Raw genomic sequence first — 15,359 nt, forward strand, 5'->3', positions numbered from 1 at the left:
TGCTCGAAAGCTCTGCCTAGCCGATGGTGACGCGTACTTCGCCGTCCACCACCTGCGCCGGATAGGTCTTCAGATTCTCGCAGGCGGGAAGCCGCAGGGCTTCGCCGGTGCGGTAATCGAAGGCGCCGGAATGCTTGGGACATTCCACCTCGAAATCCATCACCAGCCCTTCGGCAAGATGGATCGCCTCATGGGTGCACAGGCCGGCAGTGCAATACACGCTGTCATCCGGCCCGCGATAGATCGCGTAGGTGCGTCCGGCGTGGTCGAAGCGGATCGCGCCTTCCTGCTCAATGTCGTCCAGTTTGCAGGCTGAAACCCAGCTCATTCGGCTGCCTCCCCGATGGTATTGCGTGCCTTGCGGGCCGCGAGTTTTTCTTTGCGTTTGCGATAGCGTTCCTGCATGCGGGCCTCTCCTTCCGCCGAGCCGTCGTGCCAGGTGCCGAACCACCGATCGAGCGGAATGAGGGCATCGCCGTAATTCACCTCGAAATATTTGTGGTGGAGGTAATGCGCATAGGCATGGCTATCGACCAGCTTGTCCTCGCCGACCTCGACCTTGTCGAAGCCGACATGGCCGGGGATCGCGCCGAAACCCGCATAATGCAGCTGGTAGAGCATGAGGACCGGATTGGACGGCAGGATCAGGTGATAAAAGGCCGTGCCAAAATAGAGCAGATGCTCGACCGGATGCATGGAGAGCGACGACCAGGGCGACGGGTTCACCGAATTGTGGTGGACGGAATGCACCCATTTATAAAGCAGCGGCACATGGATGAGCCGGTGAATGCAGAAGAAGTGAAATTCGTGGATGATCGGCACCACAAGCGCCACGATCGCAAGCGTCCACGGATTTTCGGCAAAGCTGAGCCAGGGCGCATAACCATTGGCATAGGCCCACAGCATTGCCACTTCGATGGCGGTCCAGATCGTCACGCCGGAAAGGAAGGTACGCAGGATGTTGTCGAGGTTCTGGCTCTCGAACCAGAAGGCCTTGCTCTTCTGTTCGGCGGGGAACTTGCCGTTATATTTGAAGCGGTTTTCCTGCCGCTTGAGAATATAGAGATGGAGTTCGAAACCGCCGTAGAAGAGGAAAACGCAGACCGCATTGACAGCATAAAGCCAGGCAATCCAGCCGATGCCGAGCGTGGCCATGGTTTCGACCGGCGGAATGACAAAGGCCCAGTAGGCAACAGCCGATAGTGCGAAGATCGCATTCCATGGGAAAAAATAATGCGGCAGCCACTTCAGCACCGCCATCAGGCGCGGCGGGAAAGCGAAGAGCGGGGCCGTTTCCACCGGCTGGTTGGGCGCCCAGTCGCCGCGCTTGTTGCGCGTTCCATATTTCAGATCGTCCATAGCGCTCTCCTTCGGGCGCCCGCTTTCGACGCGCCCGTGCAAGTTTTCACGATGAAGGAGGGCGTTCGCACGCCTTGGCCGCCCGTCGCTCCCTGCGATCTGCGGCTTTCCTCCCTGACGCAAAATTAGCAGGGAGGTTTGTGAATGCCGAAGCCTTCCTTGATCAAATCAGATCAAAGGCTCTCTGCGGTGATGGTAACGAAGCGAATGGGGGCGCAGTCGGGTTCGATATCGGTAAGACCGATCCGGCGAAGGACGAGGTCCAGCGCCCGGCGGGCCTGCGCCTCCGGGGCCTGATCCAGGACAATATCCATGATGCCGTCGTTCAGCGCCTTGCGCGTATAATCGGTCAATTCATGGCCGACGAAGAATATCTCGCCGCCGCGTGGGTGCCTGCGAAGAACGTCGATCAGCGCGGAATTGGCACCGCCGACATTATAAAGGCCGGCCATGTCGGGATAGAGATCGAGCGCCATGCGCAGGGTTTCGGCGCTGTAATATTCGTCATCGCGGGTAAAACCCAGCCACTCGAAGCCATGTTCGCCGGGATGATCGCGGAAATAGTCGGAAAAGCCGCTGATACGGTCACGGTGAACCTGATAGATCGGATGGCAGAGTGCGATGACCGGGCCGGTCTGGCGCGCCATGCGGGTGATGAAATGCGCCGCCGTGCGCCCTGCGGCGCCATTGTCTATGCCGATGAATTCACCTTTTTCGGCCGAGGCACGTGTGACCACATGGACGACAGGTACGCCGCGCGCCACCACCGCCTCGACCGCAGCGCTGACCGCCGGGCTGCTCGGAATGGCGAGGATCAGGCCGGCGCGGGCTTCGCCGGCGGCGATGATGCGGCTTGCCAGCTCCTCCGGCTTCATTTCCTCGGCGAAGCTGCGGTGAACGACGACAAGAGGATCGAGTGTTGCGGCTATTCTTTCGAAGGCCCTGGAGAGCCGCCGGTAAAAGGTGGTTTCGGGGCGTACCATCAGCACTTCTATGCGCAGCAGCCCGCGATGGGTTTCCGGCAGGGTGCGGGGATAGTCCAGTTCCCGCGCGGCGATGACGACCTTTTCCACGAGTTCGGCGCGAACACCGCCGCGCCCGTTCAGCACCCGCTCGACCGTTGCTGTCCCGACACCCGCGAGGCGGGCGATATCGCGATAATTCGGCCTGCTCAAATTCGGGTTCCCTGCTGGTGGCGCGGCTGTTGGATTCTACTGGGCGATGCCAAGTTTCTGGAGACCGCATTCGCGAACAATCTCGGCAATATGGCTGAACTGCGCAGACAGCGGATTGCTCTTGCGCCACACCATGCCGATGGTGCGCGACGGGCGCGGTTCCGCCAGCCGGAAGACCGAGACCGTGGACTGGCGTGTTTCCATATCGACCGCCATCTGCGGAATGAGCGTGACGCCGATGCCGGCGCCGACCATCTGCACGAGGGTGGAGAGCGAGCTGCCCTCCATCAGGACTCGTGGCGGCGCATTCGTCGTGCTGCAGAAGGAAAGCGCCTGATTGCGGAAACAATGGCCTTCTTCAAGCAAGAGCAGGCGCATTTCGCCCAGCTTGTCGGCACTCGGCACTGGCATGCCCGCATCCTCTATCGGCCGCACCAGAATGAATTCCTCCGAAAACAGCGGAACCTCCTCAAGCGCCGGTTCTGATACGGGCAGGGCGACGATCGCCATGTCCAGCTTCGCCTCCAGAAGATCTTCGATGAGTTTCTGCGTCACCGCCTCGCGTGGGCGCGCCTCCAGTTCCGGATAATGCCGCGTGAGCGTCTTGATGACCTGTGGTAGAAGATAAGGCGCGACGGTGGGGATCACGCCGATGCGCAGGCGGCCGCTGAGCGGGCCCTTCCCGGCGCGCGCCAGATCCTGCAGCTCATCCACCGACCGCAGGATCGAGCGGGTGCGCTCGGCAAACTCCTCGCCAAGCGTCGTCAGTCGAATCTGGCGGCTGCCGCGTTCGACGAGCGGCGCGCCGATCAGTTCTTCCAGTTCGCGGATCTGCAGCGAAAGCGCCGGCTGGGAAATCGCGCATGCCTCTGCCGCCCGTCCGAAATGGCCGATCTTGGCGAGCGCGTCGAAATAACGAAGATGTTTCATGGAGAGCGCAATCATAAGCTCAGCATATCGCAGCCTTTAGAATATACAATTGGAAATTATGGAACCCGGCTGTTAGTCATCTTCATGACAGAAAGAAGCTGTAGCTGTGAGAGATCACCAGCGCCACCGCACGGTTTTCCCATGACCTGCCGCGGGCTCTGGCTCGGAATGCTGCGCATGTCGAATTGATTATTTCGTTTAATTGTAAAACCCATCGGAGGGCGAAATGGACGCAACTTCAAAACCGGCCGGCAAGTGTCCCGTCATGCACGGAGGCAATACGGCCTCCGGTAAATCGGTAACCGAATGGTGGCCGAATGCGCTGAACCTCGACATTCTGCACCAGCACGATACCAAGACCAACCCGCTCGGCACCTCCTTCAACTATCGTGAAGCCCTGAAGACGCTCGACGTTGAGGCCCTGAAGGCCGATCTGCGCGCCCTGATGACCGACAGCCAGGAATGGTGGCCGGCCGACTGGGGCAGCTATGTCGGCATGATGGCCCGCGTCACCTGGCATGCGGCCGGTTCCTACCGCGTGACGGACGGACGTGGCGGCGCCAATACCGGCAACCAGCGTTTTGCGCCGCTCAATTCCTGGCCGGATAACGTCAACACCGACAAGGGCCGCCGCCTGCTGTGGCCGATCAAGAAGAAATACGGCAACAAGCTTTCCTGGGCCGACCTCATCGCGCTTGCCGGCACCATTGCCTATGACGTTGCCGGTCTGAAGACCTATGGCTTTGCTTTCGGCCGTGAAGATATCTGGGCGCCGGAAAAGGACACCTATTGGGGTGACGAAAAGGAATGGCTGGCGCCGAGCGATGGCCGTTACGGCGACGTGAGCAAGCCCGAGACGCTGGAAAACCCGCTTGCCGCCGTGCAGATGGGCCTCATCTACGTCAATCCGGAGGGTGTGAACGGCAAGTCCGATCCGCTGGCGACGGCGGCGCAGATGCGCGAAACCTTTGCCCGCATGGGCATGGATGACGAAGAAACCGTGGCTCTGACGGCCGGTGGTCACACCATCGGCAAGTCGCACGGCAATGGCAGTGCTGCCAACCTCAGCCCCGATCCGGAAGCCGCAGGCCCGGAATATCAGGGTCTTGGCTGGATCAACACCAAGGGCCGCGGCATTGGCCGTGACACCGTGGTATCGGGCATCGAAGGCGCCTGGACGAGCGAACCGACCAAGTGGGACAACGGCTTCTTCGACATGCTGTTCAAGCATGAATGGACTTTGACGCACAGCCCCGCCGGTGCTTCGCAATGGGCGCCGATCACCATCGCCGAGGAAGACAAGCCTGTCGACGTCGAGGATGCTTCGATCCGCACCATCCCGATGATGACCGATGCCGATATGGCCCTGAAGGTTGATCCGATCTACCGCGAGATTTCGCTGCGGTTCAAGGACGATCAGGACCATTTCTCTGACGTCTTCGCCCGCGCCTGGTTCAAGCTGACGCATCGCGACATGGGGCCGAAGTCCCGTTACATCGGCCCGGATGTTCCGGCTGAAGACCTGATCTGGCAGGACCCGATCCCTGCCGGTTCCACGAGCTACGATGTCGCTGCCGTCAAGGCGAAGATCGCCGCTTCCGGCCTGCCGGTCGCCGATCTGGTTGCGACCGCATGGGACAGCGCCCGCACCTTCCGTGGTTCGGACAAGCGCGGCGGCGCCAATGGCGCCCGCATCCGCCTCGCACCGCAGAAGGACTGGGAAGGCAACGAGCCCGCCCGTCTTTCCCGTGTGCTTTCGGTTCTCGAGACGATTGCCCGTGAAACCGGCGCGAGCATCGCCGATGTGACCGTTCTGGCCGGCAATTACGGTGTGGAACAGGCGGCGAAAGCGGCCGGCTTCGACATCGCCGTGCCTTTCGCGGCCGGCCGTGGTGATGCTTCCGCCGAGCAGACGGATGCCGACAGCTTTGCACCGCTTGAGCCGCTGGCGGATGGTTTCCGCAACTGGATCAAGAAGGACTATGTCGTCAGCCCCGAAGAACTGCTGCTCGACCGGGCGCAGCTTCTTGGTCTCACGGCGCCGGAACTGACCGTCCTCATCGGTGGCCTGCGCGTCATCGGCACCAATTATGGCGGCGCGGCACATGGCGTTTTCACGGACAAGCCCGGCGCGCTGACGACGGACTTCTTTGCGACGCTGACGGATATGGCCTATTCCTGGGTTCCGACCGGCAACAATCTCTACGAGATTCGTGACCGCAGGACCGGTGCGGCCAGATATACGGCGACCCGTGTCGACCTCGTAATCGGCTCAAACTCCATCCTGCGCGCCTACGCGGAAGTTTATGCGCAGGACGATAACAGGGAAAAATTCGTCCGCGACTTCATTGCCGCCTGGACAAAGGTGATGAACGCCGACCGTTTCGACCTCGTCTGAACGGAAAAGCGACCACCCGATAAAGCAACACCTCCCCGAGCGATCGGGGAGGTTTTTTTGACCTTGTCAAAGCATCCAAAAATCACATCAGCGGCGGTCGGAAGATGGAACCTGCCGCTCAGGGGAGGATTTTTCGCTTCTGCCCGCAGGCGTCTTGCCACTCTTTTCATTTTCATGCGCATCGGGCCCGGCGACAATGACGCCACGGCCCTGTTCCTCGCGCTTCTTGTCTGCGAAGTCGCCCGGTTCCTTCTTGCTATCCATGACAGTCTCCCGTGTTAAATTCATCTCATGGACTTAACGGGTCCCCCGGGTCGAAGGTTCCGCGTGAGCGAATGTTTCATTTTATAACGATCTTTGCTATTAACATGAATTGATAAGTCATGTTATTGGCGTAGGGGCGCGATGTCTGTTGCGGCGTTTGCCGCTTCCCGCGTTCCCAACCTCGGCTCGACAACCGGACGGTAACCGCATTGAGTTTCTGGCATTCCATGACCTGGCACACGGAAGGGATCAGCGTCACTGCACCGGTCAAATGGCGCCAGTTTGACGGGCTGGTCAGCGCGTTCTGGGAGGCCGAAAGCCAGATGGGGGCGAAGGGTTATTATCTGGCCGCCGATCCCCGCATCATGATTTTCTTCAACGATGTCTCGTCACGGATCCGGATTTCCAACCGCGATGGCGAGCTTTCGCAGCATTCGCGGCCGATGACGCGGGCGGTCTATGTGCCGGCCGGCGTGCCGATGTGGACGAGCAGCAATGCCACGCATCGTTTTTCCCATCTCAACCTGCATATCCACAAAGACCGGCTTTTGCGCTTCCTGTCGCCGGCGGTCGGTGGTTCTGCGGCCATGACGGCGCTGCGTCGTCCGGTCGAGATACAGGATATCGGTGCGGTGGAAACGCTGGCAGGCCTGCTTGTCGATGAACTGGCCGAGCCTGCCAAACATCCGCTTTATGCCGAAAGCCTGGTCGGCGGGATCGTTGCGGGGCTGCTGGATATTCCCGGTTCGACGCCCGAACAGGCCAATGGCAGGCTGACGCAGGCGCAGATGAACAGGTTGCTCGCCCGGGTCGAAAAGCGCGGTGACGACCGCATGACGGTTGCCGAAATGGCCGATATTGTCGGGCTTTCCGAAAGCTGGTTCTCCACCGTGTTTCGCCAGACCACGGGCAAGACACCGCTGCAATGGCAGCTGGAGCGGCGCATCAATGCCGCCCAGAAACTTCTGCTGGAAGGTGATCTGACCGTCGCCGATATCGCCGCGCAGCTCGGTTTTTCCGATCAGGCTCACCTGACCAAGGCCTTTCGCCACTCCGTGGGCGATACGCCAGCCGCCTGGCGGCGCATGCACAGGCTGCTTTGAACGGGTGGGTCGGCTCTCTGCCGCTCATGTTCAGCGGTTTGGCGCATTCCTCGAGCGTCTCTCTACGTCATCCTCGGGCTTGTCCCGAGGATCTGCCAACTTCAGACTAGATGAGACGTGGTTAGATCCTCGGGACAAGCCCGAGGATGAGGTGGCGTGGTAGGAAAACCATACAATATATTGAAAAATATTGCTAATATATCCGATCACCACGTCTTGCGCAGGGTGACGGAAAACGCCCGGCCGGGATTATAGAAGTCAGCGCCGAAACCACCATAAGCAACGTGTTTTTCGTTGAAGAGGTTGGAAACGTTGACATCCAGTGATGCGGTCTCCTGGATCTTGTAGCTAAATGCCGCATCCACGGTGACACTGCTGCCGGTCGAGACCTTGTTGGCATTGTCGAAATAATAAGCGCCTGTGTAGCGACCGCCCAGACCAAAGGTCATGTCGCCGAAGTGGTCGTTGCCCGCAAGCGTGTAGTTGACCCACAGCGAGGCCTGATGTTCCGGCACGAATTGCGGCCGGTTGCCGACATTGCCAGCCGTGCCGTTTTCGGTGATTTCCGCATTGAGATAGGAATAGGCCGCCGTGAGGCTGAGATTGTCGGTGACTTCCGCCTTGGCTTCCAGATCGAGACCGCGCACACGCACTTCGCCGATCGTGGTCGGCAGGCTGGTGATCGGGCTGGTGACGGTGATGTTGTTTTTCTTCAGGTCGTAGATCGAGGCCGTGAACAGGGCGGGAAAAGCCTCCGGCCGGTATTTGATGCCAAGCTCGATCTGCTCGCCGCGCTCCGGTTCAACGGTAAGGCCCGATGCCGGCACCACCGATTCGGCATAGCTGATATAGGGCGCGATCTCATTGGTGACCTTGTAGGACACGCCGATGCGCTTGGTCAGCTCGCTGATGTCGCCGCTCGCCGTCGTGCCGTTCAGGCGGTTGGTCTGGTCGGTGTCGATCCAGTCGTTGCGCAGGCCGGCGCTGACGATCAGCCTGTCGAAGAAGGTCAGGTCCTGCTGCAGGTAGATCGCCTTGGTTTTCTGGTCCGTCAGCGAGCTGGCATAGAGCGGCACCGAGGCGGGTGCGCCGGTATAGACCGGGTTCATCCAGTTGATGCTTGGGGCCGATCCGAAGTAGTTTTTGCTGCCGGATGTGTAGTCATTATAGAAGACGCCAACGAGGCTGCGGCTTTCGACATTTTCGAAGGTCGTGTCATATTGCAGCCGTGTGTCGATCAGGAAGTTTTCGGTTTCGGTGTCGTTGCCGAAAAAGGCGCGGTTGGCGATGGTCGAACCGTTGGTCGGCGTGGATGCGATATAGGCGTAACCGAAATCGGTATTGGTCTTGCTGTAGCGCGCATTGGAACTCAGCGTGAGGCCCGAGCCGAAATCGTGGTCAAACATCACGCTGACCGAATTGCGGTTGGTGCCGCGATAATTGTAGTCCGGTTCGCCGAAGAAACGGCTCCTGTCGAAATGCGAACCGACCGGATGGCCGCCGCCGCCGGGAACGCCATCCTTGTTGAGGTGGTCGTAAACCACGGTCAGGCTGGTGACATCGGTCGGACGCCAGGTCAGGCCGCCCATGAAGAATTTCTCGTCATCGCGGGAATAGTCATATTCCGCGTCGGCATTTCTGAGCTTGCCGGTCAGGCGATAGGACAGCGTATCGTCGCTGGTGATCTTGTCGCCGAAATCAAAACCGGTCTCGGCGCGGCTGTAGGAGCCGCCGGTGACATAGGCTTCGCCGAAACGGGCGCGTTTCGGCACCTTGGTGGAATAGTTCACCGAGCCGCCGGGATCCGAGACGCCAAAGGTGGTGGAGTTGCCGCCCTTCAGCACTTCCACGCGCTCATAGGCATAGGTTTCTTCGCGCAGCGCACCGAAGGGCCGGCCGAGCGTCAGGCCGTCGCGATAGGTATAGGCGTCGAAACCGCGAATCTTGAAATAGTCGAAACGATCGTCGGAGCCGTAGAAATCCGTGGTCACGCCGGCGGTATATTGCAGCGCCTCTTCCACGGTCTGCACACCGCGCTGCTGCATTTCCTTGGCGGTGATGACGGAAACGGAAGCGGGCGTATCGAGAATATCGGTCGCCATCTTGCTGCCGCTCGTGGTGCGGGTGGCGACAATGGACTTCTGGTCATTGTCGCCGCTGTCGATGGTGATCCGTTCCAGAACCGTGCTGCCGCTTGTATTGGCAGCCTCCTGCGCCAGCAAGGGGCCGGGCAGGGTGGCGACAAGCGCCGTGCAGGCAAGCAGGGCCGCTCTCCCATGCAAATGTGGCGCGGTTTTACGGTTTTTGCCGGCGATTTCGATTTTCATTGCCATATTCCAGAAGTTGATGCCCCGATCGCCGCTTGCACGGCCCACTCTCGAAGCGCCCAATAACTTGAGAAAGTTAGTCCGGTATTGTAACTTTTTGCGGTTTTGTACAAAACCCCGGAAATTTCACCGCTGTTCGGGCGGCATCTCTTCCTTAGGCTTGACGGGGGCATGTGAAGCTGAGAGTTCAAGTCCACTTTTGAACCTTTGAGAGCTTCGTCATGCTTCGTCCGTTCCGCTGCCTCGTGCCGGCCTTTGTGCTGTTTCTGTCGATAATCGCGCCAAATATGGCCTTGGCGGATGATGCGACGACCTATCCCATCGTCATCAAGCACGCCTTCGGTACGACGACGATTGCAAAGAAGCCGCAGCGCGTCGCCACTGTCGCCTGGGCAAACCATGAGGTGCCGCTGGCGCTCGGCGTCGTGCCTGTCGGTTTCGCCGCCGCCAATTTCGGTGATGATGACGGCGATGGCCTGCTGCCCTGGGTGGCAAAGCGGCTCGCGGAACTCAAGGCGGACAAACCGGTTCTGTTTGACGAGGGTGATGGCATCGATTTCGAGGCCGTGGCGGCAACGCAGCCGGATGTCATTCTCGCGGCCTATTCCGGTCTCAGCCAGTCTGACTATGATACGCTGAGCCAGATCGCGCCTGTGGTCGCCTATCCCGTTTCCCCGTGGGCGACGGACTGGCGCGAGATGATCCGGCTGAATAGCGCGGGCCTTGGCATGGCTGCGGAAGGTGAAGCGCTGATCAAACGCATCGAGACGGAGATTGCCGAGGTGGTCGCCGGCCATCCGCAGCTGAAGGGCAAGTCGGCGATGTTCGTTACCCATCTCGACGCTACCAATCTCAGCGTCGTCAATTTTTACACCGCCAATGACAGCCGGGTGAAGTTCTTCGCCGATCTCGGGCTTGCCTCGCCGAAAAGCGTCGTGGAAGCAACGAAGCCGGGACAATTCGCCGCGGGCGTCAGCGCCGAGCGTGTCGATGCCTTCGATGATGTCGATATTGTCGTGACCTATGGCAGCAAGCCGCTGTTCGATGCCATGCGTGCCGATCCGCTTTTGGCCCGCATGCCGGCCGTTTCCCATGATGCCATCGTCATGCTGGGGCGCGATCCGCTCGGAACAGCGTCCAATCCCACGCCGCTGTCGATTTCCTGGGTGCTGAAGGACTATGCCGATCTTCTGGCGAAAGCGGCGGACAAAGCCTCCGGGAAGTCCCAATGACAATGCCGGGATCCGGTAAAGGTCCGGTCGTGCTGCTTGCCGGCCGCTCCAACTGCAAACGAACGGTGTGGCTCAGCGCCGCGCTGGCGCTTCTGGCCGCGCTTTGCGCGCTTTCGGTCGCCATCGGCACGCGTGATGTATCGCTGGCGGATATTACCGCAGCGCTTGCTGGCCGCGTTGAGACCGTTGCGGAAGCGGCGGTATCGGTCCGCCTGCCGCGCACGGTGCTTGCGCTTCTGGCCGGGGCCGCGCTCGGTCTGGCGGGAGCCATCATGCAGGGCGTTACCCGCAATCCGCTGGCCGATCCCGGCATTCTCGGCGTTAATATGGGTGCGTCGCTCGCCGTCGTCATTGCCATCGTCTGGTTCGGCATTGCGTCTTCGCAGGCCTTCATCATTGCTGCCATCATCGGTGCTGGTCTCTCGGCCGTCTTTGTTTATGTCGTCGGTTCGCTGGGGCGGGGCGGGGCCACGCCACTGAAACTGGCGCTTGCCGGTGCCGCCACATCCGTGGCCTTCTCCTCACTGGTCATCGCCGTGGTGCTGCCACGCAGCGATATTGCCGGTGGCATTCGCGCCTGGCAGATCGGCGGTGTCGGCGGCGCGACCTTTGAGCGCATCGAGACCGTTCTACCGTTTCTGGCTGCCGGTTTTGCCATCAGTCTGCTTTCGGCGCGCAGGCTGAATTCGCTGGCGCTGGGTGACGAGCTCGCCGCCGGCCTTGGTGAAAATGTCGCTGTCGCCAGGGCCGTGGCCTCTTTCGGTGCCATTCTGCTCTGCGGTGCGGCCACTGCCATCTGCGGGCCGATCGGTTTTGTCGGGCTGGTGGTGCCACATCTGTGCCGCCTGCTTGTCGGTGTCGACAATCGCTGGCTGCTACCGTTTTCCGCGCTTGGCGGCGCCTGCCTGCTGCTTGCTGCCGATATTGTCGGCCGCATCGTCGCACGGCCGTCCGAACTGGATGTCGGCATCGTCACCGCGCTGGTCGGTGCACCATTCTTCATCTGGATCGTCAGACGCCAGCGGGTGCGTGAACTATGACCATGCATGCTGCCGTCATCGACACACTGGTTTTCAACCGCCGCACCCGACAGCGCCGGCGTCGCCTTGTCATTGCCGTCCTGTCGCTCCTGCTGATCGCCGCATTCGCACTGACGCTGATGCTGGGGCAATCCTTTACGCCGCCCGGTGAGGTGATCCGCGTCTTGGCTGGCGAGGATATTGCCGGTGTCAGCTTCACTGTCGGGCAATTGCGCCTGCCGCGTGCGCTGCTTTCGGTGCTGGCCGGGCTGAGCTTCGGGCTGGGCGGTGTTGCCTTTCAGATCATGCTGCGCAACCCGCTTGCCAGTCCCGATATTATCGGCATCAGTTCCGGCGCGAGCGCTGCCGCCGTCTTCGCCATCGTCGTGCTGCAGCTGAACGGGCCGCTCGTCTCGGTCTTTGCTGTCATCGCCGGTCTTGGCATTGCGCTGCTGGTCTATCTCCTGTCCTTCCGCAACGGCGTGGCGGGAACACGGCTTATCCTTGTCGGCATCGGCGTTTCTGCCATGCTCGAAAGTTTCATCGCCTATATTCTCTCCGTCGCGCCCGCCTGGACGCTTCAGGAGGCGATGCGCTGGCTGACGGGCAGTGTCAACGGTGCCAAACTTGCCCAGACGTCGCCGCTCCTCATCGCGCTCATCCTGTTCGGCGGGCTGCTTATCAGTCGTGCGCGTGATCTCGAGGCGTTGCGGCTCGGCGATGATGCCGCGGCCGCACTCGGCGTGCGAGTTGGGAAAACGCGCATCATCGTCATCATCGCCGCCGTGGGCATGATCGCTTTTGCAACGGCTGTCTCGGGACCTATCGCCTTTGTCGCTTTCCTGTCGGGGCCGATTGCCGCGCGTATCGTCGGCAGCAACGGCTCACTGCTCGTTCCCGCCGCACTTGTAGGCGCGGTGCTGGTGCTGGTGGGAGATTATTGCGGCCAGTTCCTGCTGCCGGGTCGATACCCGGTCGGCGTCGTTACCGGCGCGCTGGGCGCGCCCTATCTGATTTACCTTATCGTGCGGGTCAACCGCAGCGGAGGCTCGTTATGACCGGCCACTCCCTTTCCGTGAACGGCCTATCGGCTGGCTACGGCGAAACCCTTATCATCGAAGGGCTCGATCTCGTTGTTCCGCGCGGCAGGATCACGGTTATCGTCGGCGCCAATGCCTGCGGCAAGTCCACACTTCTCCGCAGCATGTCGCGACTGATCACGCCCCGCGCCGGGCAAGTCGTGCTCGATGGGAAATCGATCCACCGGCTTCCTTCGAAGGAACTGGCGCAGCGCATGGGCCTTTTGCCGCAATCGCCGATCGCGCCGGAGGGCATTGTTGTTGCTGATCTGGTCAGCCGTGGCCGACATCCGCATCACGGCCTTTTCGCCCGCTGGTCGCGGCAGGATGACGAGGCGGTCGCCGCAGCCCTCGTCGCCACCGATACGGTTGACCTTGCCGAGCGGCCGGTGGATGAGCTTTCTGGCGGCCAGCGGCAACGCGTCTGGATCGCCATGGCGCTTGCCCAGCAGACCGACATATTGCTGCTGGATGAGCCGACCACCTTCCTCGATATCAGCCACCAGGTCGAAGTGCTGGATCTTCTTACTGACCTCAACCACACCCGGGAGACTACCATCGTCATGGTGCTGCACGATCTCAATCTCGCAGCCCGTTATGCCGATCATCTCGTGGCCATGAGGGACGGAAAGCTGCATGTCTGCGGCACGCCGGAAGAGGTGCTGACGGAAGAGAATGTGCGCCACGTCTTCGGCATCGAAAGCCGGGTCATCGAAGATCCGACCTCCGGCAAGCCGATGATGTTGCCGATCGGGCGGCACCGGGTGGTGGGGGATGACGTCTGGGGCTGATCATGCCGCCTTTTGTTTGCTGGTGAGCTGAAAACCCAGGGAGTTGAGGACGGCGATCGTCGTTTCAAGCGTCGGATTTCCCGCTTCGCTGAGCGACTTGTAAAGATGCTCTCTGGCAAGTCCGGTTTCACGCGCGACCTGCGTCATGCCTTTTGCGCGCGCGATGACACCAAGCGCATTTGCAATGTATGCCGCATCATTGGTTGCGAACGCATCCTCCAGAAACACCTCAATGGCTTCATTGCTCCTGAGGTGTTCGGCGGGATCAAAGTTCGTGAATTTCTCACTCATCGTCATCACTCCATTGCGCCGCAATCTGCCTTGCGGCTTTGATGTCCTTCTCCTGGGTGCTTTTGTCCCCGCCACAAAGGAGAACGATAATGACATCGCCTGACCTTACGAAGTAAACCCGATAGCCTGGCCCATAATGGATGCGCAATTCGCTGATGCCATTGCCAACGGGAGCGACGTCGCCTGCATGACCAAAGGAAAGCCTGTTCAGGCGGGACGTAATCAGAGCCTTGCCCCGTTCATCCTTCAGTTTGTCAAACCATTTTTGAAATGTTGCAGATTGCTTTAGCTGCATTGTAATCGAGACTGTAATTTATAAGTTACAAAATGGGAAGATGGAATATTGAAAACTGAAATCGGGTAGGTGAAAGATGTTGCCGGTCTGGCAGCACAGGAGGGTTGCAGCACTGCAATGGACAGCAATAAGCCGCTGACGTTACAGCCTTATGCCAAGCCGTCACGGCCAGGCCGCATAGGATGGCGGCGGCACGTTCTGCATCCGCATTGCGGCCCGGCGGAAACGTCCGGGAGATGTGCCTTCGTTGCGGGTGAAGAAGCGATTGAAATAGCCGGGGTCCTGAAAGCCCAATCGAAACGCGATTTCAGCAACTTGCAGTGATGAGTTGAGAAGAAGGTCGCGCGCTTCGGAGAGCAACTCCCGGTGAATATAGGCTTGCGGCGAAAGCCCCGTGGCCTTGCGCACCGCAAATCCCAGGCGTTCACGGTTCACGCTCAGATATCTAGCATAATCGTCCACGCCCCATTGGTCGCGCTTGTGCTGACTCACCAGCAGGACGAACCGTTCGGTAAGGCTGCCGGGGGTGGAGATGGCGGCGGCAATATCGGCGATGGCGTGCTGGCAGATGCGGATGAGGGTAACACAGAGCAGGCTGGCGATGATCGTGTCCGAACCGGTTGTTGCGCGGACATTCTCGCTGGCGATGGTCTCGAGATAACCCGCCAGCTCCTGCCGGTCCTTTTCCGCTGGCACCTGCGTCAGAACACGCTGCAATATGTTGCGCACGGCGCTGGCGCTCGTGCCGGTGGGCATCGCATGGGCAAGCCCGATTTCGCTCGTCCTCAGCAGCGATCCACGGCTTCCAGCATTCAGGCGCAGGCGGCCGGCGGGGCCGCTGGGCAGCCAGACGAGCCCCGGTGCTACGACCGGCAGCGTCTTTTCACCTTGGAGAATTTCCGCTTCACCGGCGGAAAGGAGAAGCAGATGGGCGCTGTCCGACTCCAGCCGCAACTCCGATACGCGCAATGACGAGGAGAGGTTGCGTGCGGTTATCTCAGCGCGATTGCCGGCAATCTGGCTTTGCAGCGGCATTATGCCTCCAAAAGTACAATAATGCGCTACACTAGTGCATTTTATATGCGGCTGTCATTGC

Annotated in this window: 15 protein-coding genes; 6 read left to right on the forward strand and 9 right to left on the reverse strand. The window is 60.3% G+C overall.

What is annotated here, in order from left to right; all coding sequences use genetic code 11:
• Window positions 1–16: 16 nt before the first annotated feature.
• The 4 genes from EXN68_RS16540 to EXN68_RS16555 all read right to left on the reverse strand — a co-directional run bounded on the left by EXN68_RS16540 (window position 17) and on the right by EXN68_RS16555 (window position 3,479).
• The gene (locus tag EXN68_RS16540) at window positions 17–328 is read right to left on the reverse strand and encodes a MocE family 2Fe-2S type ferredoxin (RefSeq protein WP_065116896.1); all 312 of its coding nucleotides are present in this window, start codon (window positions 326–328) and stop codon (window positions 17–19) included.
• Window positions 325–1,359, reverse strand: coding sequence for a sterol desaturase family protein (locus EXN68_RS16545; protein ID WP_142841915.1), 1,035 nt, complete (start codon window positions 1,357–1,359; stop codon window positions 325–327). The genes EXN68_RS16540 and EXN68_RS16545 overlap by 4 nt, the downstream gene beginning before the upstream one ends.
• A 173-nt stretch (window positions 1,360–1,532) precedes the next feature.
• On the reverse strand, window positions 1,533–2,534 hold the full coding sequence (locus EXN68_RS16550; protein WP_142841916.1) for a LacI family DNA-binding transcriptional regulator: 1,002 nt from the start codon (window positions 2,532–2,534) through the stop codon (window positions 1,533–1,535).
• A gap of 36 nt (window positions 2,535–2,570) precedes the next feature.
• The gene (locus EXN68_RS16555) at window positions 2,571–3,479 is read right to left on the reverse strand and encodes a hydrogen peroxide-inducible genes activator (protein WP_142841917.1); all 909 of its coding nucleotides are present in this window, start codon (window positions 3,477–3,479) and stop codon (window positions 2,571–2,573) included.
• A 211-nt stretch (window positions 3,480–3,690) separates the two neighbouring features.
• On the opposite strand from EXN68_RS16555, the gene katG reads away from it, so the two are divergent.
• Window positions 3,691–5,862 carry a catalase/peroxidase HPI gene (gene katG, locus EXN68_RS16560; protein WP_142841918.1) on the forward strand — a complete coding sequence of 724 codons (2,172 nt, stop codon included), beginning with the start codon at window positions 3,691–3,693 and terminating at the stop codon, window positions 5,860–5,862.
• A gap of 87 nt (window positions 5,863–5,949) precedes the next feature.
• Here the strand turns inward: katG and EXN68_RS27680 are convergent, their stop codons facing one another.
• Window positions 5,950–6,126 (reverse strand): hypothetical protein, encoded by a 177-nt coding sequence (locus tag EXN68_RS27680; protein ID WP_142841919.1) that lies wholly within the window; start codon window positions 6,124–6,126, stop codon window positions 5,950–5,952.
• A gap of 209 nt (window positions 6,127–6,335) precedes the next feature.
• On the opposite strand from EXN68_RS27680, the gene EXN68_RS16570 reads away from it, so the two are divergent.
• The gene (locus EXN68_RS16570; RefSeq protein ID WP_205125324.1) at window positions 6,336–7,229 is read left to right on the forward strand and encodes a helix-turn-helix domain-containing protein; all 894 of its coding nucleotides are present in this window, start codon (window positions 6,336–6,338) and stop codon (window positions 7,227–7,229) included.
• A 206-nt stretch (window positions 7,230–7,435) separates the two neighbouring features.
• On the opposite strand, the gene EXN68_RS16575 is transcribed toward EXN68_RS16570, so the two are convergent.
• Window positions 7,436–9,556 carry a TonB-dependent siderophore receptor gene (locus EXN68_RS16575; RefSeq protein WP_142841921.1) on the reverse strand — a complete coding sequence of 707 codons (2,121 nt, stop codon included), beginning with the start codon at window positions 9,554–9,556 and terminating at the stop codon, window positions 7,436–7,438.
• 221 nt (window positions 9,557–9,777) lie between these two features.
• Here EXN68_RS16575 and EXN68_RS16580 point away from each other — a divergent pair, with 221 nt between their 5' ends.
• From EXN68_RS16580 to EXN68_RS16595, 4 genes are read left to right on the forward strand one after another with little or no spacing between them, the layout of a single operon-like run.
• Window positions 9,778–10,788 (forward strand): iron-siderophore ABC transporter substrate-binding protein, encoded by a 1,011-nt coding sequence (locus EXN68_RS16580; protein ID WP_142841922.1) that lies wholly within the window; start codon window positions 9,778–9,780, stop codon window positions 10,786–10,788.
• Entirely contained in the window at window positions 10,785–11,828 is a 1,044-nt protein-coding gene (locus EXN68_RS16585; protein ID WP_142841923.1) for a FecCD family ABC transporter permease, read from the forward strand. The genes EXN68_RS16580 and EXN68_RS16585 overlap by 4 nt, the downstream gene beginning before the upstream one ends.
• Window positions 11,825–12,865, forward strand: a complete 1,041-nt coding sequence (locus EXN68_RS16590; RefSeq protein ID WP_142841924.1) for a FecCD family ABC transporter permease — start codon at window positions 11,825–11,827, stop codon at window positions 12,863–12,865. Before EXN68_RS16585 ends, EXN68_RS16590 begins: the two co-directional genes overlap by 4 nt.
• A complete protein-coding gene (locus tag EXN68_RS16595) occupies window positions 12,862–13,677 on the forward strand; it encodes an ABC transporter ATP-binding protein (protein WP_142841925.1) in 816 nt (271 codons plus the stop codon). Before EXN68_RS16590 ends, EXN68_RS16595 begins: the two co-directional genes overlap by 4 nt.
• On the opposite strand, the gene EXN68_RS16600 is transcribed toward EXN68_RS16595, so the two are convergent.
• The 3 genes from EXN68_RS16600 to EXN68_RS16610 all read right to left on the reverse strand — a co-directional run bounded on the left by EXN68_RS16600 (window position 13,678) and on the right by EXN68_RS16610 (window position 15,298).
• Entirely contained in the window at window positions 13,678–13,968 is a 291-nt protein-coding gene (locus EXN68_RS16600) for an addiction module antidote protein (protein ID WP_142841926.1), read from the reverse strand.
• Window positions 13,961–14,263 carry a type II toxin-antitoxin system RelE/ParE family toxin gene (locus tag EXN68_RS16605; RefSeq protein ID WP_142841927.1) on the reverse strand — a complete coding sequence of 101 codons (303 nt, stop codon included), beginning with the start codon at window positions 14,261–14,263 and terminating at the stop codon, window positions 13,961–13,963. The genes EXN68_RS16600 and EXN68_RS16605 overlap by 8 nt, the downstream gene beginning before the upstream one ends.
• A 162-nt stretch (window positions 14,264–14,425) precedes the next feature.
• Window positions 14,426–15,298 carry a helix-turn-helix transcriptional regulator gene (locus tag EXN68_RS16610; protein ID WP_142841928.1) on the reverse strand — a complete coding sequence of 291 codons (873 nt, stop codon included), beginning with the start codon at window positions 15,296–15,298 and terminating at the stop codon, window positions 14,426–14,428.
• Window positions 15,299–15,359 lie beyond the last annotated feature (61 nt).

The sequence above is a fragment of the Martinezella rhizogenes genome (assembly GCF_007002745.1).
Lineage (GTDB): Bacteria > Pseudomonadota > Alphaproteobacteria > Rhizobiales > Rhizobiaceae > Agrobacterium > Agrobacterium cucumeris.